The sequence below is a fragment of the Modestobacter sp. I12A-02662 genome (genome assembly GCF_041028325.1).
Lineage (GTDB): Bacteria > Actinomycetota > Actinomycetes > Mycobacteriales > Geodermatophilaceae > Modestobacter.
Genome location: NZ_JABGDE010000006.1, coordinates 75053 through 92224, shown reverse-complemented (window position 1 = coordinate 92224; position 17172 = coordinate 75053). Strand labels below are relative to the sequence as shown.

Annotated in this window: 21 protein-coding genes and 1 pseudogene; 16 read left to right on the top strand and 6 right to left on the bottom strand. The window is 74.7% G+C overall.

Annotated features, from left to right (window positions below):
• Together HL189_RS09990 and HL189_RS09985 are read right to left on the bottom strand one after the other, a co-directional pair.
• Positions 1 to 165 carry a hypothetical protein gene (locus HL189_RS09990; RefSeq protein ID WP_369133546.1) on the bottom strand — a complete coding sequence of 55 codons (165 nt, stop codon included), beginning with the start codon at positions 163 to 165 and terminating at the stop codon, positions 1 to 3.
• A gap of 101 nt (positions 166 to 266) precedes the next feature.
• The gene (locus tag HL189_RS09985) at positions 267 to 1049 is read right to left on the bottom strand and encodes an enoyl-CoA hydratase-related protein (protein ID WP_369133545.1); all 783 of its coding nucleotides are present in this window, start codon (positions 1047 to 1049) and stop codon (positions 267 to 269) included.
• 48 nt (positions 1050 to 1097) lie between these two features.
• Here HL189_RS09985 and hemW point away from each other — a divergent pair, with 48 nt between their 5' ends.
• The 5 genes from hemW to HL189_RS09960 all read left to right on the top strand — a co-directional run bounded on the left by hemW (position 1098) and on the right by HL189_RS09960 (position 5823).
• On the top strand, positions 1098 to 2342 hold the full coding sequence (gene hemW, locus HL189_RS09980; protein WP_369133544.1) for a radical SAM family heme chaperone HemW: 1245 nt from the start codon (positions 1098 to 1100) through the stop codon (positions 2340 to 2342).
• An 81-nt stretch (positions 2343 to 2423) separates the two neighbouring features.
• Positions 2424 to 3332 (top strand): ATP-binding cassette domain-containing protein, encoded by a 909-nt coding sequence (locus tag HL189_RS09975; RefSeq protein WP_369133543.1) that lies wholly within the window; start codon positions 2424 to 2426, stop codon positions 3330 to 3332.
• On the top strand, positions 3329 to 4075 hold the full coding sequence (locus HL189_RS09970) for an ABC transporter permease (protein ID WP_369133542.1): 747 nt from the start codon (positions 3329 to 3331) through the stop codon (positions 4073 to 4075). The genes HL189_RS09975 and HL189_RS09970 overlap by 4 nt, the downstream gene beginning before the upstream one ends.
• Before the next feature lie 36 nt (positions 4076 to 4111).
• Positions 4112 to 5221: a sensor histidine kinase gene (locus tag HL189_RS09965; protein WP_369133541.1), complete on the top strand. Its 1110-nt coding sequence runs from the start codon at positions 4112 to 4114 to the stop codon at positions 5219 to 5221.
• Positions 5218 to 5823, top strand: a complete 606-nt coding sequence (locus tag HL189_RS09960) for a DNA-binding response regulator (protein ID WP_369133540.1) — start codon at positions 5218 to 5220, stop codon at positions 5821 to 5823. The genes HL189_RS09965 and HL189_RS09960 overlap by 4 nt, the downstream gene beginning before the upstream one ends.
• 140 nt (positions 5824 to 5963) lie before the next feature.
• Here the strand turns inward: HL189_RS09960 and HL189_RS09955 are convergent.
• Positions 5964 to 6254, bottom strand: a pseudogene (locus HL189_RS09955) (type II toxin-antitoxin system VapB family antitoxin); the annotation flags it as partial.
• A 207-nt stretch (positions 6255 to 6461) separates the two neighbouring features.
• On the opposite strand from HL189_RS09955, the gene hrcA reads away from it, so the two are divergent.
• The 8 genes from hrcA (at position 6462) to HL189_RS09915 (ending at position 13240) form a co-directional block, all read left to right on the top strand.
• Positions 6462 to 7484, top strand: a complete 1023-nt coding sequence (gene hrcA, locus HL189_RS09950) for a heat-inducible transcriptional repressor HrcA (protein WP_369133539.1) — start codon at positions 6462 to 6464, stop codon at positions 7482 to 7484.
• A 13-nt stretch (positions 7485 to 7497) separates the two neighbouring features.
• A complete protein-coding gene (gene dnaJ, locus HL189_RS09945; RefSeq protein ID WP_369133538.1) occupies positions 7498 to 8628 on the top strand; it encodes a molecular chaperone DnaJ in 1131 nt (376 codons plus the stop codon).
• Complete coding sequence (locus HL189_RS09940) at positions 8625 to 9383, top strand: 16S rRNA (uracil(1498)-N(3))-methyltransferase (RefSeq protein WP_369133537.1); 759 nt, start codon at positions 8625 to 8627, stop codon at positions 9381 to 9383. Before dnaJ ends, HL189_RS09940 begins: the two co-directional genes overlap by 4 nt.
• A gap of 27 nt (positions 9384 to 9410) precedes the next feature.
• Positions 9411 to 9770: a histidine triad nucleotide-binding protein gene (locus tag HL189_RS09935; RefSeq protein ID WP_369133536.1), complete on the top strand. Its 360-nt coding sequence runs from the start codon at positions 9411 to 9413 to the stop codon at positions 9768 to 9770.
• A 112-nt stretch (positions 9771 to 9882) separates the two neighbouring features.
• Positions 9883 to 11019, top strand: a complete 1137-nt coding sequence (locus HL189_RS09930; RefSeq protein ID WP_369133535.1) for a PhoH family protein — start codon at positions 9883 to 9885, stop codon at positions 11017 to 11019.
• A gap of 5 nt (positions 11020 to 11024) precedes the next feature.
• Entirely contained in the window at positions 11025 to 11537 is a 513-nt protein-coding gene (ybeY, locus tag HL189_RS09925) for an rRNA maturation RNase YbeY (protein ID WP_369133534.1), read from the top strand.
• Positions 11534 to 12895, top strand: a complete 1362-nt coding sequence (locus HL189_RS09920) for a hemolysin family protein (RefSeq protein WP_369133533.1) — start codon at positions 11534 to 11536, stop codon at positions 12893 to 12895. Before ybeY ends, HL189_RS09920 begins: the two co-directional genes overlap by 4 nt.
• Before the next feature lie 6 nt (positions 12896 to 12901).
• A complete protein-coding gene (locus tag HL189_RS09915) occupies positions 12902 to 13240 on the top strand; it encodes a cytidine deaminase (RefSeq protein WP_369133532.1) in 339 nt (112 codons plus the stop codon).
• 60 nt (positions 13241 to 13300) lie between these two features.
• Here the strand turns inward: HL189_RS09915 and HL189_RS09910 are convergent, their stop codons facing one another.
• Positions 13301 to 13897, bottom strand: a complete 597-nt coding sequence (locus HL189_RS09910) for a hypothetical protein (RefSeq protein ID WP_369133531.1) — start codon at positions 13895 to 13897, stop codon at positions 13301 to 13303.
• 58 nt (positions 13898 to 13955) lie between these two features.
• Here HL189_RS09910 and era point away from each other — a divergent pair, with 58 nt between their 5' ends.
• The 3 genes from era to HL189_RS09895 are packed head-to-tail and all read left to right on the top strand — an operon-like array spanning position 13956 to position 16381.
• The gene (gene era, locus HL189_RS09905) at positions 13956 to 14873 is read left to right on the top strand and encodes a GTPase Era (protein ID WP_369133530.1); all 918 of its coding nucleotides are present in this window, start codon (positions 13956 to 13958) and stop codon (positions 14871 to 14873) included.
• The gene (gene recO / locus HL189_RS09900) at positions 14874 to 15620 is read left to right on the top strand and encodes a DNA repair protein RecO (protein WP_369133529.1); all 747 of its coding nucleotides are present in this window, start codon (positions 14874 to 14876) and stop codon (positions 15618 to 15620) included. It begins immediately after the preceding gene.
• Positions 15617 to 16381 (top strand): isoprenyl transferase, encoded by a 765-nt coding sequence (locus HL189_RS09895; RefSeq protein WP_369133528.1) that lies wholly within the window; start codon positions 15617 to 15619, stop codon positions 16379 to 16381. Before recO ends, HL189_RS09895 begins: the two co-directional genes overlap by 4 nt.
• 12 nt (positions 16382 to 16393) lie before the next feature.
• On the opposite strand, the gene HL189_RS09890 is transcribed toward HL189_RS09895, so the two are convergent.
• Together HL189_RS09890 and HL189_RS09885 are read right to left on the bottom strand one after the other, a co-directional pair.
• Positions 16394 to 16786 (bottom strand): Fur family transcriptional regulator, encoded by a 393-nt coding sequence (locus HL189_RS09890; protein ID WP_369133527.1) that lies wholly within the window; start codon positions 16784 to 16786, stop codon positions 16394 to 16396.
• Entirely contained in the window at positions 16786 to 17139 is a 354-nt protein-coding gene (locus tag HL189_RS09885) for an ArsR/SmtB family transcription factor (protein ID WP_369133526.1), read from the bottom strand. The genes HL189_RS09890 and HL189_RS09885 overlap by 1 nt, the downstream gene beginning before the upstream one ends.
• Positions 17140 to 17172: the final 33 nt, after the last annotated feature.

Below are 17172 nucleotides of genomic sequence, written 5' to 3'. Positions count from 1 at the left end.
TCAGGGGGTGCCGGGGCCCAGCAGGGCCAGCCGCCAGTCGGTCTCGAGCTGGGTCTCGACGACGACCGGGCGGTCGGCGTCGGTGGTCTCGACCAGCTCGTCCGGCCGGACCCGCTCGGGCAGCTCGCGGAACCGTGCGCGCGGATCGTCCGGGACGTCGGTCATGCCGTGAGGATGCGGTCGGCGCCGCCCGACGGCAAGGACTCGCTCCGACGCTCGTGCTCTGAGTGCACCGGCGACTCAGAGCACGAGCGTCCGCGAGGAGGTCATTCGGCGGGGACCCAGCGGGCCGGGCGCTTCTCGCGGAAGGCGGCGATCCCCTCCTGTCCCTCCGGCGAGGCGAAGAAGCGGGCCGAGAGCTCCAGCAGCGACGGGAACTGCCCGGCCAGGTCGGTGCCCGCCCGCAGCAGCCGCTTGGTCTCGGCCAGCGCGGCCGGCGCGCCCGCGGCCAGTGCCCGCACCTGGGCCGTCACGGTGGTGTCCACCTCGTCGTCCGGCACCACCAGGTCGACCAGCCCGCCGGCGGCCGCCGTCGCGGCGTCGAACACCTCCCCGGTGAGCATCAGCCGGTGGACCGCGTGCGGCAGCATCCGCGGCCGGCACACCGCGGAGATCACGGCGGGGACGACGCCGATCCGCACCTCGGTGAACGCGAACGTCGCCGAGCTCCCGGCCACCACCACGTCGCAGGCGGCGGCCAGCCCCACCCCACCCGCCCGGGCCGGTCCCCGGACGACCGCGAGCACCGGCTTGGGCGCGGACCACACCAGCCGCAGCAGCTCGGGGAACTCGTTCACCCCCTGCTCGGCCGCCGACCCGCCGGTGGCCTCGGCGAGGTCCATGCCCGAGCAGAAGACCCGCCCGGTGTGGTCCAGCACGACCACCCGGACGGCGTCGTCGGCCAGCGCACCGGTGAGCGCCGCACGCAGCTGGCCCCGCATGGCGCGGGACAGCGCGTTGCGGTTGGCGGGGGAGTCGAGGGTCAACCGGGCGGTGCCGCCCGTGGTCTCGACCCGCAGCGCCTGGTCCTCGTTCGCAGTGGACGTCACACCAGGGCATCCTGCCGTCGGCCGCCCAGGGCGCACACTGGAGGGCAGATGACCACCACCCTGCCCCTGATCGGCGGCGCCCGGGCCGGCGACCCGGTGCTCCCGGCCGACCGGTCGATGCTCCCCGGGACCGCCCGTGCCGGTCTGCCGACGACCCCGTTCGGGCTGTACGTGCACGTGCCCTTCTGCGCCACCCGGTGCGGCTACTGCGACTTCAACACCTACACCTCCGACGAGCTGGGTCCCGGTGCCAACCGCAGCGAGTACGCCGGCACCGCGGTGGCGGAGCTGCGGCTGGCCGCCGAGGTGCTCGGGCCGGACCTGCCCACCGTGCGGACCGTGTTCGTCGGCGGCGGCACCCCCACCCTGCTGCCGGCGAGCGACCTCGTCGCGGTGATGGAGGCCGTCCGCGAGCTGTTCCCCGTGGTCGGCGACGTCGAGGTGACCACCGAGGCGAACCCCGAGTCGGTCACGCCGCAGTCCCTGGACACGCTGCGGGCGGGCGGGTTCACCCGGATCAGCCTGGGCATGCAGTCCGCGGCGGAGCACGTGCTCGCCGTCCTCGACCGCCGGCACACCCCGGGCCGGGCGGTGCAGGCCGCGCTGGAGGCCCGCGCCGCCGGGTTCGAGCACGTCAACCTGGACCTGATCTACGGCGCGCCCGGGGAGACCGAGGCCGACTGGTCCCGCTCGCTCGACGCCGTCCTCGCCGCGCCCGTGGACCACGTCAGCGCCTACGCGCTCATCGTCGAGCACGGCACCCGGCTGGCCCGCCGGGTCGCGCGCGGCGAGCTGCCGATGCCGGACGACGACGTCCTCGCCGACCGCTACGAGCAGGCCGACCGGGCGCTGCGTGCCGCCGGGCTGGGCTGGTACGAGGTCTCCAACTGGGCCCGGGACCGCGCCGCCCGGTGCCGTCACAACGAGCTGTACTGGGCCAACGCCAACTGGTGGGGGATCGGCCCGGGCGCGCACTCGCACGTCGGCGGCGTGCGCTGGTGGAACGTCAAGCACCCCGCCGCCTACGCCGACCGGCTCGCCGCGGGGCTGCACCCGGCGTCCGACACCGAGCGGCTGAGCGCCGCCGACCAGGCCCTCGAGCGGGTCATGCTCGGCCTCCGGCTGCGGGACGGGCTCCCGCTGGCGGCGCTGAGCGAGGCCGGGCGCCTGCGGGCCGCGGAGTCCGTCGTCCGCGGGCTGCTGGAGCCCGGGCCGCACGCCGCCGGGCTCGCCGTCCTCACCGACCGCGGCCGGCTCCTCGCCGACGCCGTCATCCGCGACCTGACCGACTGAGGGCGGGTCTGACATCTGTCAGACCGAGCTGACGACGTTCCGCACTGCCGCCGGCGAACCCCCGGCGGCCAGGGTGATCGCATGCTCGACACCCCCGCCCTCGACATCGAGGGGCTGACCGTCCGGTACGGCTCCGCCGTGGCCGTCGACGGGATCGACCTGCACATCCCCCGTGGCCAGACCGTGGCCCTGCTCGGTCCCAACGGCGCCGGCAAGTCCTCGACGGTCAACGCCGCGCTCGGCCTGTTCCGCCCGGCCGCCGGCCGGGTGGAGGTGCTCGGCCGGGAGCCCGGGGCGGCCATCCGGGACGGCGGTGTCGGCGCGATGCTGCAGCACGGCGGGCTGCCCAGCGAGACGCGGGTCGGGGAGGTGCTGCGGCTGGTCGGCCGCCGGTACGCCGCGCCCTGGCCGCTGGCGGACCTGGCGGCCACCACCGGCATCGACGGGCTGCTCGACCGGCGGGTCGACGCGCTGTCCGGGGGTCAGCGCCAGCGCGTCCTGCTCGCCGTCGCCCTCGCCGGTGCCCCGCCGCTGCTCCTGCTCGACGAGCCGACGTCCGCGATGGACGTCGAGGGGCGGCAGGCCTTCTGGGCGACCATGCGCGGCCTGGCCGACCGCGGGCACACCGTCGTCTTCGCCACCCACCACCTCGACGAGGCCGACGCCGTCGCCGACCGGGTGGTCGTCGTCGCCGGCGGCCGGATCGTCGCGGACGGCTCCGCCGCCGAGATCAAGCGGCGCATCGACGGGCGCACCGTCCGCTTCACCTGCCCCGGCCCCCGCGACGAGCTGGTCGCGTTGCCCGGCGTCACCGGGGTGACCGCCCTCGGCGACCTGGTCGAGCTCGCCACCGCCGACGTCGAGGCCACCCTCCGCGGGCTGCTCGCCACCCGCGACCTGCTGCCGGACCTCGAGGTCCGCGGCGCCACGCTCGAGCAGGCCTTCCTGCGCCTGCTGGACACCCGCCCCGAGACCGGAGCCCTGCGATGACCGACCTGCTGCTCTTCCAGCTGCGCCGCGTGGGGCGCAACAAGCAGTACCTGTTCTTCACCGTGCTGCTGCCCGCGCTGTTCACGGTCTTCTTCACGAAGGTCTTCGGCGCGCAGGCCGGGAGCTCGGCCCAGTACCAGGAGTGGGCCCGCGGCTACCTGGTCTCGATGATGGCGTACGGCGCGCTGGGCGCCGCGCTCGGCGCGACGATCCGGCTGGCCTTCGACCGGCGGTCCGGCTGGCTGCGGCAGCTGCGGGTCACCCCCTTCCCGCCCGGTGCGGTGCTCGCCGTCGACGTCCTGGTGGGCGCGCTGCTCGTGCTGCCCAGCCTGGTGGTCGTCGCCCTGGTCGGCCGGTTCGTCAACGACGTGCAGCTGGGGCTGGGCACCTGGGTCGCGCTGGTCGGCGTGCTGTGGGTCGGCGCTGCGGTGTTCGTCGCGCTCGGCCTGGCGCTGGGGCTGGCGCTCGACGAGCAGGCCGCCGGCGGGGCCATCGGCATCCTCAGCACCGTGCTGGCGGCGCTCGGCGGCCTGTGGGTGCCGGTCGCGGTCTTCCCCGACGGGCTCGCCGCCGTCGCCCGGGCCATGCCCAGCTACCAGTACGCGCAGCTGGGCCGCGACGTCGTCGCCGGCGGCGCGCCCGCGGTGGTCTCGCTGGTCGCCGTGGCCGGGTACGGGCTGACCTTCGCCGTCCTGGCGCTCGCGGTCGGCCGGCGGCGCCCGCTGCACGCGATGGCCGGCTGACCCGGATCGATGTCGCCGAGCGATAGCGTCCCGGACGTGGACACCCCGGGGCACCTGCGGCAGAGCATGCTCGTGGCCCTGCCGTGGCTGCTGTTCCAGGCCTTCCCGGTGCTCGACCTGGTGGGGACCGACCGGCCGGTCTGGCTGCGGCTGCTGGGCGCGGCCGGGCTCGTGGTCTTCACCGCCGTCTACCTGCGGGTGATGTCCGACTTCACGGTCCGCACGACGCCGCCCTGGGACGTCGTCGGCCTCGTCGTCCTGGGGATGGCCCTGACGGTCGGCTTCGGCCCGAGCTGGGCCGGCCTGATGATCTACCTCTCCGCGGCCGCGGCCAGCGTGCTGCCCGGACGCTGGATGTTGCTCACAGTGCTGGCCGCCACCTCGGTCTCCGCCGGGGTGCTGGCCGCGGCCGGGGAGTGGGGGATGTTCGTGCTCCCTGTGCTCTGCCCGCTCACCGCCTTCGCCCTGCGCGGCACCCGCTACCTGATCACCGTGAACCGGGAGCTGGAGGAGGCGCGCGAGGAGCTCGCGAGCAACGCCGTGGCCCAGGAGCGGCTGCGCTTCGCCCGGGACCTGCACGACCTGCTCGGGCACTCGCTGTCGCTGATCGCGCTGAAGAGCGAGCTCGCCCGCCGGTTGGCCGAGCGGGACCCGGCCCGCGCCGCGGCCGAGATGGCCGACGTGGAGGACGCCGCCCGCCGGGCACTGGCCGAGGTGCGCGACGCGGTCAGCGGCTACCGCCAGGTGAGCTGCGCGCAGGCGCTGGCCGAGGCGCGGTCCGCGCTCGGCGGGGCGGGGGTCGCCGTGCGGCTGCCCGACCGGGTGCCGTCGCTGCCGGGCACCGTCGACGCGGCGCTGGGCTGGGTGGTGCGCGAGGCCACGACGAACGTGCTGCGGCACAGCGGGGCGGGGTCGGTCACCGTCGAGCTGGCCGAGGACGGCGTGCAGGCGGTCCTCACCGTGACCGACGACGGCGCCGGGACCGGGCAGCGGGTCACCGTGCTGGGTGCCGGGTCCGGCCTGGCCGGGCTGCGGGAGCGGCTGACCGCGCTGGGCGGTGAGCTGCATGCCGGCCCGCTGGACCAGGGTGGGTACCGGCTGCAGGCGCGGGTGCCGCTGCAGCCGGCGGTGGCGGTGGCCCGGTGATCAGGGTGCTGCTGGCCGAGGACCAGACCCTGGTGCGCGGGGCGCTGCGGGCGCTGCTGGACCTCGAGGACGACATCGAGGTCGTCGCGGAGGTGGGCCGCGGGGACCTCGTCGTCCCGGCCGCCCGGGAGCACCGGCCCGACGTCGCGCTGCTGGACATCGAGATGCCCGGCCAGGACGGCATCGAGGCGGCCCGCGACCTGGCCGAGGCCGTGCCCTCGGTGCGCGCCGTCGTGCTGACCACCTTCGGCCGGCCCGGTTTCCTGCGCCGGGCCATGGAGGTCGGCGCCGCCGGCTTCCTGGTCAAGGACTCCCCGGTCGCCGAGCTGGCCCGGGCGATCCGCGCGGTCATGGCGGGGGAGCGGGTGATCGACCGGGACCTGGCCGCGGCGGCGCTGGCGCAGGGCGCGACGCCGCTGTCCGCGCGGGAGGCCGACGTCCTGCGGGCCGCGGCGGACGGCGCGACGGTCGCCGACATCGCCGGGCGGCTGTTCCTGTCGGAGGGGACGGTGCGGAACTACCTGTCCTCGGCGATCGGCAAGACCGGCGCCCGCACCCGGGTGGAGGCCGCCCGGGTGGCGGAGGAGAAGGGCTGGCTCTAGCGGGGGTCGTCCAGGTTCAGCGCCGTTCCGCGGGAGGCGCTCCAGGGCCCGGTGCCCCAGGGGGCCGCGACGTCGGCCAGCTCGTCGGGGGGCGGAGGTGCCTCCGCGGTGCCGTCCCGCCCGGACGCCGACAGGAGGGCGTCGAGGTCGAGCACCCGCACGTGGATGACGTTGCGCTGCTGCAGGGCCGCGCGCAGGGCGCGGTGGAGGCCGTCCTCCAGGTACATCTCGCCCTGCCACTGCACCGCGTGGGGGAACAGGTCCCCGTAGAAGGTGGAGTCGTCGGCGAGCAGCATGTCCAGGGCCAGCTCGCGCTTGGTCGTGACCAGCGTGTCGAGCCGGATCTGCCGGGGCGGGATCACCGCCCAGTCGCGGGTGGAGAAACCGTGGTCGGGATACGGCTTGCCGTCCCGCACCGCCTTGAAGATCAGGGCTGGTCCTCCGTTCCCCGGGACCCCCGTCGTCGGGGTCCACCGACCGTCCCCCACCCTAGTGGGTGCCCCGGCGCTGCCTCCGGGGCGAGCCGGAGGACGGCGGGTGCCGCCGGTCGTATGCTGGCACTCTGTCCGCGCGAGTGCCAGGACGGTGTCCTGGCCGACCGGGTGCGGCGCGTCGACCGGTACGGGAGGTGTCAAGCCGTGGCGCACGACGACCGGCGCCTGCGGGTGCTGAGGGCGATCGTCCAGGACTACGTCTCCACCAACGACCCGGTGGGGAGCAAGGCGCTGGCGGCCCGGTACGACCTGGGCGTCTCGCCGGCGACCATCCGCAACGACATGGCGGTGCTGGAGGAGGAGGGGTACATCACCCAGCCGCACACCAGCGCCGGCCGGGTGCCCACCGACAAGGGCTACCGCTTCTTCGTCGACCGCCTGTCCACGGTCAAGCCGCTGTCGGCGGCCGAGCGCAGGGCGATCGAGAAGTTCCTCGACGGCGCCGTCGACCTGCACGACGTCCTGGGCCGCACGGTCCGGCTGCTCGCGCAGCTGACCCGGCAGGTCGCCGTCGTCCAGTACCCCACCTTGTCGCGCAGCGCCGTCCGGCACCTGGAGCTCGTGCCGCTGACGCCCAGCCGGCTGCTGGTCGTGCTGATCACCGACACCGGCCGGGTCGAGCAGCGGGTCGTCGAGGTCCACGGGGACGCGGAGGCGGACACGGTCGCCGAGCTGCGCACCCTGCTCAACGCCGCGTTCACCGGCAAGAAGCTCGCCGAGGCCAGCGTCGAGGTCGGTGACCTGGTGGACCAGGCGCCGCCGCACCTGCGGCCCCTGGTCGCCGCGGTGAGCGCGACGCTGCTGGAGACCCTGGTCGAGCCCTCCGAGGACCGGCTGGTCATCGGCGGGACGGCGAACCTGGCCCGGTCCGGCGCCCTCGACTTCCCCGGGACGATGCGCCCGCTGCTGGAGGCCCTGGAAGAACAGGTGGTCGTCCTGCGGTTGATGGCTGAGGTGGGGCCGAGCCAGGTGACGGTGCACATCGGCGGCGAGAACGAGCACGAGGCGCTCTCCAGCGCGTCGGTGGTGACCGTCGGGTACGGCTCCGGCGACCAGGCCCTCGGCGGCCTGGGCGTCGTGGGCCCCACGCGCATGGACTACGCAGGGAACATGGCCGCGGTACGAGCCGTGGCCCGCTACGTCGGCCACCTGCTGGCCGAGAGCTGAGGACGAACACCGCATGGCGACCGACTACTACGGCGCGCTGGGCCTGGCCCCGGGTGCCACCGACTCCGACATCAAGAAGGCCTACCGCCGGCTGGCGCGCGACCTGCACCCGGACGTCAACCCCGACCCCGGGGCCAAGGAGAGGTTCCAGCAGGTCAGCCGCGCCTACGAGGCGCTGACCGACCCGGAGAAGCGCCGCATCGTCGACCTCGGCGGCGATCCGTACGACAACGGCGCCCGCGCCGGCGGCAGCCCCTTCGGCGCCGGGGCCGGGTTCGGCGGGCTCGGCGACATCATGGACGCCTTCTTCGGCGGCGCGACGGCCCGCGGGCCGCGCAGCCGCGTCCGGGAGGGTGGCGACGCGCTCATCCGGGTCGAGCTGGACCTCGCCGAGACGGTCTTCGGGACGACGACGGACATCACCGTCGACACCGCCGTGCTCTGCGACTCCTGCACCGGGGCCGGGACGGCGCCGGGCACCCACCCGACCACCTGCTCCACCTGCAACGGTCGGGGCGAGGTGCAGAGCGTGCAGCGCTCGTTCCTGGGCCAGGTCATCGCCAGCCGCCCCTGCCCGACCTGCTCGGGCACCGGCCAGGTCATCCCCGACCCGTGCCCGAAGTGCGCCGGCGAGGGCCGGGTGCGCACCCGCCGCACCATCCCGGTGAAGATCCCCGCCGGCGTCGAGGACGGCATGCGGATCCGGCTGGCCGGCCACGGCGAGGTCGGCCCCGGTGGTGGCCCGGCCGGCGACCTGTACGTCGAGGTGCACGAGCGGCCGCACCCGGTGTTCACCCGGGACGGCGAGGACCTGCACTGCCGGGTCATGCTGCCGATGACCGCGGCCGCGCTGGGCACCACGCTCAAGCTCGAGACGCTCGACGGCAACGAGGACCTCGACATCAAGCCCGGCACCCAGTCCGGCAGCGTGCTCACCCTCCGCGCGCACGGCGCTCCCCGGCTGCGCGCGACCGGCCGCGGCAACCTGCTGGTGCACATCGACGTCCAGACCCCCACCCGGCTCGACGAGCGCCAGCAGGAGCTGCTCCGCGAGCTGGCGAGCCTGCGCGGGGAGGAGCTCCCGGTCGGCAGCGGCGCGCCGCAGGGTGGGCTCTTCTCCCGGGTCCGCGACGCGTTCAAGTGACCCAGCCCGGAGCTCCCGCCCCGGAGCTGGACGGTGCCCCGCTGTTCCTGCTCGACGAGCTGCCCGACGGGGACGTGGTCACCGTGGGCGGCGCGGAGGGGCGGCACGCGGCCGACGTGCTGCGGCTGACGGTCGGCGAGCGCGTCCGGGTCGGCGACGGCCGCGGGCTGCTGGTCGAGGGCACGGTCGCGGCCGCCGCCGCGGGCGAGCTGCAGGTGCAGGTGCTCGCCCGGCACCACGTGCCCGCACCCGACCCGGAGTTCGTGCTCGTGCAGGCGCTCCCGAAGGGCGACCGCGGTCCGCTCGCCGTCGACCTGGCCACCGAGCTCGGCGTCGACCGGGTGGTGCCGTGGACGGCGGCCCGCTGCGTCACCCGCTGGCGCGAGGACCGCGTCGACAAGGGCCTGGCCAGGTGGCGGGCCGCCGCGCGGGCCGCGAGCAAGCAGGCCCGCCGGCCCCGGGTGCCCGAGGTGACCGGGCCGATGAGCACCCGCCAGGTGTGCGGGATGCTCGCCGACGTCGACCTGGCCCTGGTGCTGCACGAGCAGGCCCGTGACCCGTTCACCCGGGTCGAGGTGCCCGCGACCGGCACGATCGCGGTCATCGTCGGGCCCGAGGGCGGGCTCACCGACGGCGAGGTGGTGGCCTTCCGGGCCGCCGGCGCCCGCTCCGTGCGGCTCGGCGGTGAGGTGCTCCGGACCTCCACCGCCGGCGCGGCCGCGCTGGCCGCGCTGAGCGTCCGCACCCGCTGGTAGCGGCCGCGCTGCCCTAGGGTCGGCCGGGTGAGCGACTGCCTGTTCTGCCGCATGGTCTCCGGCGAGATCGCGCCCGACGTCGTCCGGGAGACCGACCGCACCCTCGCGTTCCGGGACGTCAACCCCCAGGCGCCCACCCACGTGCTGGTGATCCCCAAGGAGCACCACGCCACCGTCGGCGCCGTCGCCGCCGCCGACCCCCAGCTCGCCGCGGAGCTCCTCGGCGCCGCGCAGGCGGTCGCCGAGCAGGAGGGCCTCGGGACGGCGGACTCACCGGAGCCGGGCTGGCGGCTGGTCACCAACAGCGGGCCGCAGGCCGGGCAGAGCGTGCACCACGTGCACCTGCACGTGCTGGGCGGCCGCGGGATGACCTGGCCACCCGGCTGAGCAGCCCGGACGTCCGGTCACCCCGTCGGGTCGAGCCGGATTCGGAGGTGCCGCGCGCGGGTAGACTCGCTCGGGTCACAGCCCCGTAGCAGGAAGGCAGGGTCGAGCGTTCTTGCCCGACACCTCACCGGACGCCGTCCCGACCGGCCCCGTCAGCGCGCGTGAGCTCTCCGCCCGCGCGGCGGCAGCCGACAGCGACGCCGCCGAGGCGCCGGCCGCACCGGCCGCCGTCCGCACCGCCATCACCGTTCCCGAATCCGTCTCGATGGTCGCCCTGCTGGGCTCCGGGGACGAGTTGCTGCGCCTGCTCGAGAGCGAGCTCGCCGCCGACGTGCACGTCCGGGGCAACGAGATCGCCATCACCGGGCAGCCGGCCGACAACGCCTTCGCCGTCCGCGTCTTCGACGAGCTGATCGCGCTGCTGGCGACCGGCCAGCAGCTCCGGCCGGACTCCGTGCGCCGCGTCATGGCCATGCTCAAGGCCGGTGGCAGCGAGCGCCCCGCCGAGGTGCTCAGCCTCGACATCATCAGCCGCCGCGGCCGCACGATCCGGCCCAAGACGCTGAACCAGAAGCACTACGTCGACGCGATCGACGAGAACACCGTGGTGTTCGGGATCGGCCCGGCCGGCACCGGCAAGACCTACCTGGCCATGGCCAAGGCCGTGCAGGCGCTGCAGACCAAGCAGGTCAACCGGATCATCCTGACCCGTCCCGCGGTGGAGGCCGGCGAGCGGCTGGGCTACCTGCCCGGCACGCTGTCGGAGAAGATCGACCCCTACCTGCGCCCGCTGTACGACGCGTTGCACGACATGGTCGACCCCGAGTCGATCCCGCGGCTGATGCAGTCGGGCACGATCGAGGTCGCGCCGCTCGCCTACATGCGTGGCCGCACGCTCAACGATGCGTTCGTGATCCTCGACGAGGCGCAGAACACCACCGCCGAGCAGATGAAGATGTTCCTCACCCGGCTCGGCTTCGGCTCGAAGATGGTCGTCACCGGTGACGTCACCCAGGTCGACCTGCCCGGCGGCGCGCAGAGCGGGCTGCGGATCGTGCGCGACATCCTGCAGGGCATCGACGACGTGCACTTCGCCCAGCTCACCAGCACCGACGTCGTCCGCCACCGGCTGGTCGGGGACATCGTCGACGCCTACGAGCGGTGGGACACCGCGCGCCAGCCCGGCCCGCAGACCCCCGCCCGGCCGGCCCGTCCCGGCCGGCCGGCCGCCCGGCAGCAGGGGAGTTGAGCGGCGTGCCCGTCGAGGTCGCCAACGAGTCCGAGATCGCTGTCGACGAGCAGGCGCTGGCCGGCATCTGCCGCTACGTGCTCGACGCGTTGGAGGTCAGCCCGCTGGCCGAGCTGTCGGTGCTGTGCGTCGACGTCGACTACATGGCGAGCCTGCACGAGCGGTGGATGGGCGAGAAGGGCCCCACCGACGTGCTGGCCTTCCCGATGGACGAGCTGGACACCGCCCGGCCCGACGACCCCGACCCGGGCCCGGCGCTGCTCGGGGACGTCGTGCTGTGTCCCACGGTCGCGGTCCGGCAGGCCCGGGCGGCCGGCCACTCGATGGCCGACGAACTGCTGCTGCTCGCCACCCACGGCGTGCTGCACCTGCTCGGCTACGACCACATGGAGTCCGACGAGGAGAAGGAGATGTTCGCCCTGCAGCAGAAGCTGCTCGAGGGCTGGCGCTCCACCCCCCGCGAGCTCGTGACCGGCGAGCCGGTCACCGTCGAGAAGCCGGATCCGAGGGCACGATGAGCCCGACCGCGATCGTCCTGCTGGTGATCGCCGTCTGCCTGGTGCCGCTGGCCGGCCTCTTCGGCGCGCTCGACGCGGCGCTGCAGCGGCTGTCCAAGGCGCGGGTGGACGAGCTGCGCCGGGACGGCGTCAAGCGCGCCGACGCGCTGGCCGAGGTGATGACCGAGCGCTCCCGGCACATCGCGCTGCTCCTGCTGCTGCGGATCGCCTGCGAGACCGCCGCCGCGGTGCTGGTGGCGCTGGTCTTCTACGTGGTCCTGGACGGGCTGGCCGCCGGCGTCGTCGCCGCGATCGCGGTGATGACCGTGGTCAGCTACGTGCTGGTCGGGGTCGGCCCGCGCACGCTCGGCCGCCAGCACGCCTACGGCATCGCGCTGGGCGCCGCCGGCCTGATCCGGCTGCTGGGGCGGCTGCTCGGGCCGATCGCCACGCTGCTGATCCTCATCGGCAACGCGATCACCCCCGGGCGCGGCTACCGCGACGGCCCGTTCAGCAGCGAGGTCGAGCTGCGCGAGCTGGTCGACATGGCCGAGGAGCGCGGCGTCGTGGAGTCCGGCGAGCGCAACATGATCCACGGCGTCTTCGAGCTCGGCGACACCATCGCCCGCGAGGTGATGGTGCCGCGGCCGGACGTCGTCTGGATCGAGCGCGGCAAGACCCTGCGGCAGGCGCTCGCGCTGTCCCTGCGCAGCGGTTTCAGCCGCATCCCGGTCGTCGGGGACAACGTCGACGACATCATCGGCATCGTCTTCATGAAGGACCTCGTGCGCCGGTCCCAGGGCGCCTCGGTCGCCGGCGCGCAGGGGCCGAAGGTGGAGGAGCTGATGCGCCCGGCGGTGTTCGTCCCGGAGTCCAAGCCGGTCGACGAGCTGCTGCGGGAGATGCAGGCCTCGCGCACGCACATGGCCGTCGTCGTCGACGAGTACGGCGGTTTCGCCGGCCTGGTGACGATCGAGGACATCCTCGAGGAGATCGTCGGGGAGATCGCCGACGAGCACGACGCTGTGCAGCGCCCGCCGATCGAGGAGCTGCCCGACGGCTCGGTGCGGATCACCGCGCGGCTGCCGGTCGAGGACCTCGCCGACCTGTTCAAGGTCGAGCTGCCCGACGACGACGGCGTCGAGACCGTCGGCGGCCTGCTGGCCCGGGAGATCGGCATGGTGCCGATCGAGGGCTCGGCGGCGGAGGTCGGCGGGCTGCGGCTGGTCGCGGAGAGCACCGGCGGGCGGCGCAACCAGATCGACACCATCCTGGTCTGCCGGGTGCCCGAGCCCGGTGAGGACGACGAGGACCGCGCCGCCGACACCACGGCCGACCAGCCCGCCCGGGAGCCCGAGCCCGCCGTCGTGGAATCCTGACGCCTCGTGAGCGCCGCTGAGCTGGACCCCGAGGACGCCAAGCTGATCACCCTGGCCCGCTCCGCGCGCGGGCGCACGGGAGCCGCCGAGGGGGCCGCGGTGCGCGACACCGACGGCCGGACCTACCTCGCCGCGACGGTGGCCCTGCCGTCGCTGCGGCTGTCGGCGCTGCAGGCGGCGGTGGCGGCGGCGGTGTCCAGCGGGGTCGAGGGGCTCGAGGCGGCGGCGGTGGTCAGCGCGGCGGCGTCGGTCGAGGAGGCCGGGCTCGCCGCGGTCCGCGACCTCACGCCGTCCGCGCCGGTGCTGCTCGCCGGCCCCGACGGCGCTGTCCGCACGACCGCCTGAGAAAGGACCCCCCTGCCCCCACCACTCGCCGGCTCGCGGCGGGGCCCTGCAGGGGGGCCATCAGGGGAGGGGCCGGCCGAGGGCGTCGGCGAAGGCCTCGGGGTCGCGCACCCAGGCGGTGAGGGCCTGCTCGGTCTCGCCGTCCATGCCCAGGTGGCGCACGCTGACCCGCTGCCGCCCTGGCCACCAGCCACCCCGCCGCTTCGGCCGCGGCCAGCCCTCCGGCGCCGGTCCGGCGACGACCTGCTGCACCAGGACCAGCGGCACGATGCCGAACGGGGAGACCTGCCGCAGGCCGGCGATGTCGGTGGAGACGCCGGTGTCGGAGACGGTGAGCCGGCCGGTGGAGCCGACCAGCACCAGCAGCCCGAGGCCGAGGGCGAGCGGCAGCTCGTCGACCACGGCCGCCCGACCGTCCCGCCAGCCGAGGAAGGACAGCCACGCGGCGACGGCGAGCACGGTCAGCGCGACCACCCGCAGGGACGCCGGCTGGTACTGCCAGTACCGCAGCGGGGCCGGGGTGACGGTGACGTACCGCTTCGGGCCGCGGCCGGCGAAGTAGCCGTAGCTGGTCACCTGGGTGACGTGCCGCTCCCGGTCGCGGGCCGCCCGGACCACCAGGGGACCACCGTGCTCACGTCGGGACCGGGGAGGCATGGCGACCATGATCCCAGCCGCCGCCGAGGTGTCGGCGGTCAGTGGGAGACTGGACGGCGTGACCGAGACCGATCAGCCGCCCTACCGCAGCGGCTTCGCCTGCCTGGTCGGCCGGCCCAACGCCGGCAAGACCACGCTGACGAACGCCCTGGTGGGGGAGAAGGTCGGCATCGTCAGCAACCGGCCGCAGACCACGCGGCACGCGATCCGCGGAGTGGTGCACCGCCCGGGTGGCCAGCTGGTGCTCGTCGACACCCCCGGCCTGCACAAGCCCAAGAGCCTGCTGGGCCGGCGGCTCAACGACGTCGTCCGGGACACCCTGTCCGAGGTCGACGTGATCGTCTTCTGCATCCCCGCCGACCAGCCCGTCGGCAGCGGTGACGCCTTCATCGCCCGGCAGCTCAAGGACGTCACCACGCCGATCGTCGTGGTGGTCACCAAGACCGACGCGGTGGGCAAGAAGCAGGTCGCCGAGCAGCTGATCGCGGCCAGCCAGCTGGTCGACGCGGCCGAGGTCGTGCCGGTCAGCGCGGTGAAGGGCGACCAGGTCGAGCTGCTGGAGGACCTCCTGGTCGGGCTGCTGCCCGAGGGCCCGCCGATGTACCCCGAGGACCAGACCACCGACGAGGACACCGAGCGGCAGATCACCGAGCTGGTGCGCGAGGCGGCCTTGGAGAAGGTGCGCCAGGAGGTGCCGCACTCCCTCGCCGTCACCGTCGAGGAGATGGAGCGCCGTCCCGACCCGAGGAACGCCGGCGGCGAGCTGGTGGTCATCCACGCGTTGCTGCACGTCGAGCGGTCGAGCCAGAAGCCGATCGTGCTCGGCAAGGGCGGGCAGACGATCAAGGCGATCGGCAGCGAGGCGCGCGTCGGGCTGGAGGAGCTGCTCGGTGCCCGGGTCCACCTGGACCTGCACGTCACCGTGCTCGGCGAGTGGCAGGACGACCCCAAGAAGCTGAACCGGCTGGGGTACTAGGTGTCCACCACGCCGCAGTCGCTGTACCGCGACGAGGGCGTCGTCCTGCGCACCCAGAAGCTGGGTGAGGCCGACCGCATCATCACGGTGCTGACCCGGCGCACCGGCAAGGTGCGCGCCGTGGCCAAGGGCGTGCGCCGGACCAAGAGCAAGTTCGGCGCGCGGCTGGAGCCGTTCAGCCACGTCGACCTGCAGCTGTACACCGGCCGGAACCTGGACATCGTCAGCCAGGCCGAGTCGCTGCACGCCTACGGCCCCGCGGTGGTCCGCGACTACCGCGCCTACACCGCCGGCACTGCCGTGCTGGAGACCGCCGACCGGCTGACGGCGGAGGAGAAGGAGCCGCAGCTGCGGATGTTCCTCCTGGTCATCGGTGCGCTGCGCACGCTGGCCGACGCCAGCCGCCCGCCCGGGCTGGTGCTCGACGCGTTCCTGCTGCGGGCGATGTCGGTGGCCGGGTGGGAGCCCGCGCTGGGCGACTGCGCCCGCTGCGGCGAGGAGGGCCCGCACCGGCACTTCTCGGTCCCGGCCGGGGGCACCGTGTGCCCGGCCTGCCGTCCCGCCGGGTCGGCGATGCCGAACCTGGTGACGATCGACCTGCTGGAGGCGTTGTTGAGCGGCGACTGGGTGCGGGCCGAGGCCAGCCAGGCGATGAGCCGGCGCGAGGGCAGCGGCCTGGTCGCGGCGATGCTGCAGTGGCACCTGGAGCGCGGTCTGCGCTCGCTGCCGCTGGTGGACCGGTCATGAACCGCGAGGTGAAGGCGCCCAACCCACATCCGTCCGGGGCCCGTCCGCCGAAGCTGCCGGCGGACCGGGTGCCCGGGCACGTGGCGATCGTGATGGACGGCAACGGCCGCTGGGCCAAGCAGCGCGGCCTGCCGCGCACCGCCGGGCACGAGGCGGGGGAGTCCTCGCTGTTCGACTGCGTCGAGGGCGCGATCGAGCTCGGCGTCACGGCGATCAGCGCCTACGCCTTCTCCACCGAGAACTGGCGGCGCAGCCCCGAGGAGGTCCGCTTCCTCATGGGCTTCAACCGGGACGTGATCCGCCGCCGCCGGGACGAGATGCACGAGCTGGGGGTGCGGGTGCGCTGGGCCGGTCGCCGTCCGCGGCTGTGGAGCAGCGTCATCAAGGAGCTCGAGATCGCCGAGGAGCTCACCAAGGAGAACGACGTCCTCACCCTCACGATGTGCGTCAACTACGGCGGCCGGGCGGAGATCGCCGACGCCGCGGCGGCGATCGCCCGGGAGGTCGCCGCCGGGCGGCTCAAGCCGGACAAGGTCGACGAGGCGACGGTCGCCCGGTTCCTCGACGAGCCGGACATGCCCGACGTCGACCTGTTCGTCCGCAGCTCCGGGGAGAACCGGACCAGCAACTTCCTGCTCTGGCAGTCGGCCTACGCGGAGTTCGTCTTCCTCGACACGCTCTGGCCCGACTTCGACCGCCGCCACCTGTGGCTGGCCTGCGAGGAGTACGCCAGCCGGCAGCGCCGCTTCGGCAGCGCCTGACGAAGGGCCGGGTCAGGCCTGCGCCTGCGACCGGCAGCCGCCGCACGTACCGACGATCTCCAGCGTGTGGCTGACGTCGGCGAACCCGTGCTCCCCGGCCACGCGGTCGGCCCACTGCTCCACCGCGGGCCCGGCCACCTCCACCGTGCGCCCGCACGAGCGGCAGACGAGGTGGTGGTGGTGCTGGGTGCTGCAGCGCCGGTAGAGCGCCTCGCCGGAGTCGGTGCGGATCGAGTCCAGCTCGCCGTCGTCGGCGAGGGCCTGGACGGCGCGGTAGACGGTGGACAGACCCACGCCGTCCCCGGCGCTGCGCAGCCGGGCGTGCACCTCCTGGGCGCTGTGGAAGCCCTCGAGCTGGTCGAAGACGGCGGCGACGGCGGCGCGCTGGCGGGTGGTCCGGGCCATCAGGCGATCGCCGTGCCCCGGGGGGCGTCGCCCGCGCGACCGTGACCGGCGTGCTCGATGGCGTCCCGCACGATGTGTGCCACGTGCGCGTCGACCAGCCGGTACTCCACCTGCCGGTGCCGCCGCTCGCCGGCGACGAGCCCGGCCGACCGCAGCACCCGCAGGTGCTGGGAGACCAGCGGCTGCGGCACACCCAGCGCGTCGACGAGCTGGTGCACGCAGTGCGGGCCGTGCTCGGCCAGCAGGGCCACGATCGACAGCCGGAGCGGGAAGGCCAGCGCGGTCAGCAGCGCACTGGCCGCCAGCACGTCGGCCGGGATCGTCCGGCTCGGGGTGGTGAGGGCCGCGGACATGACATCATCGTCGGCGCACGTGAGAATCGTTGT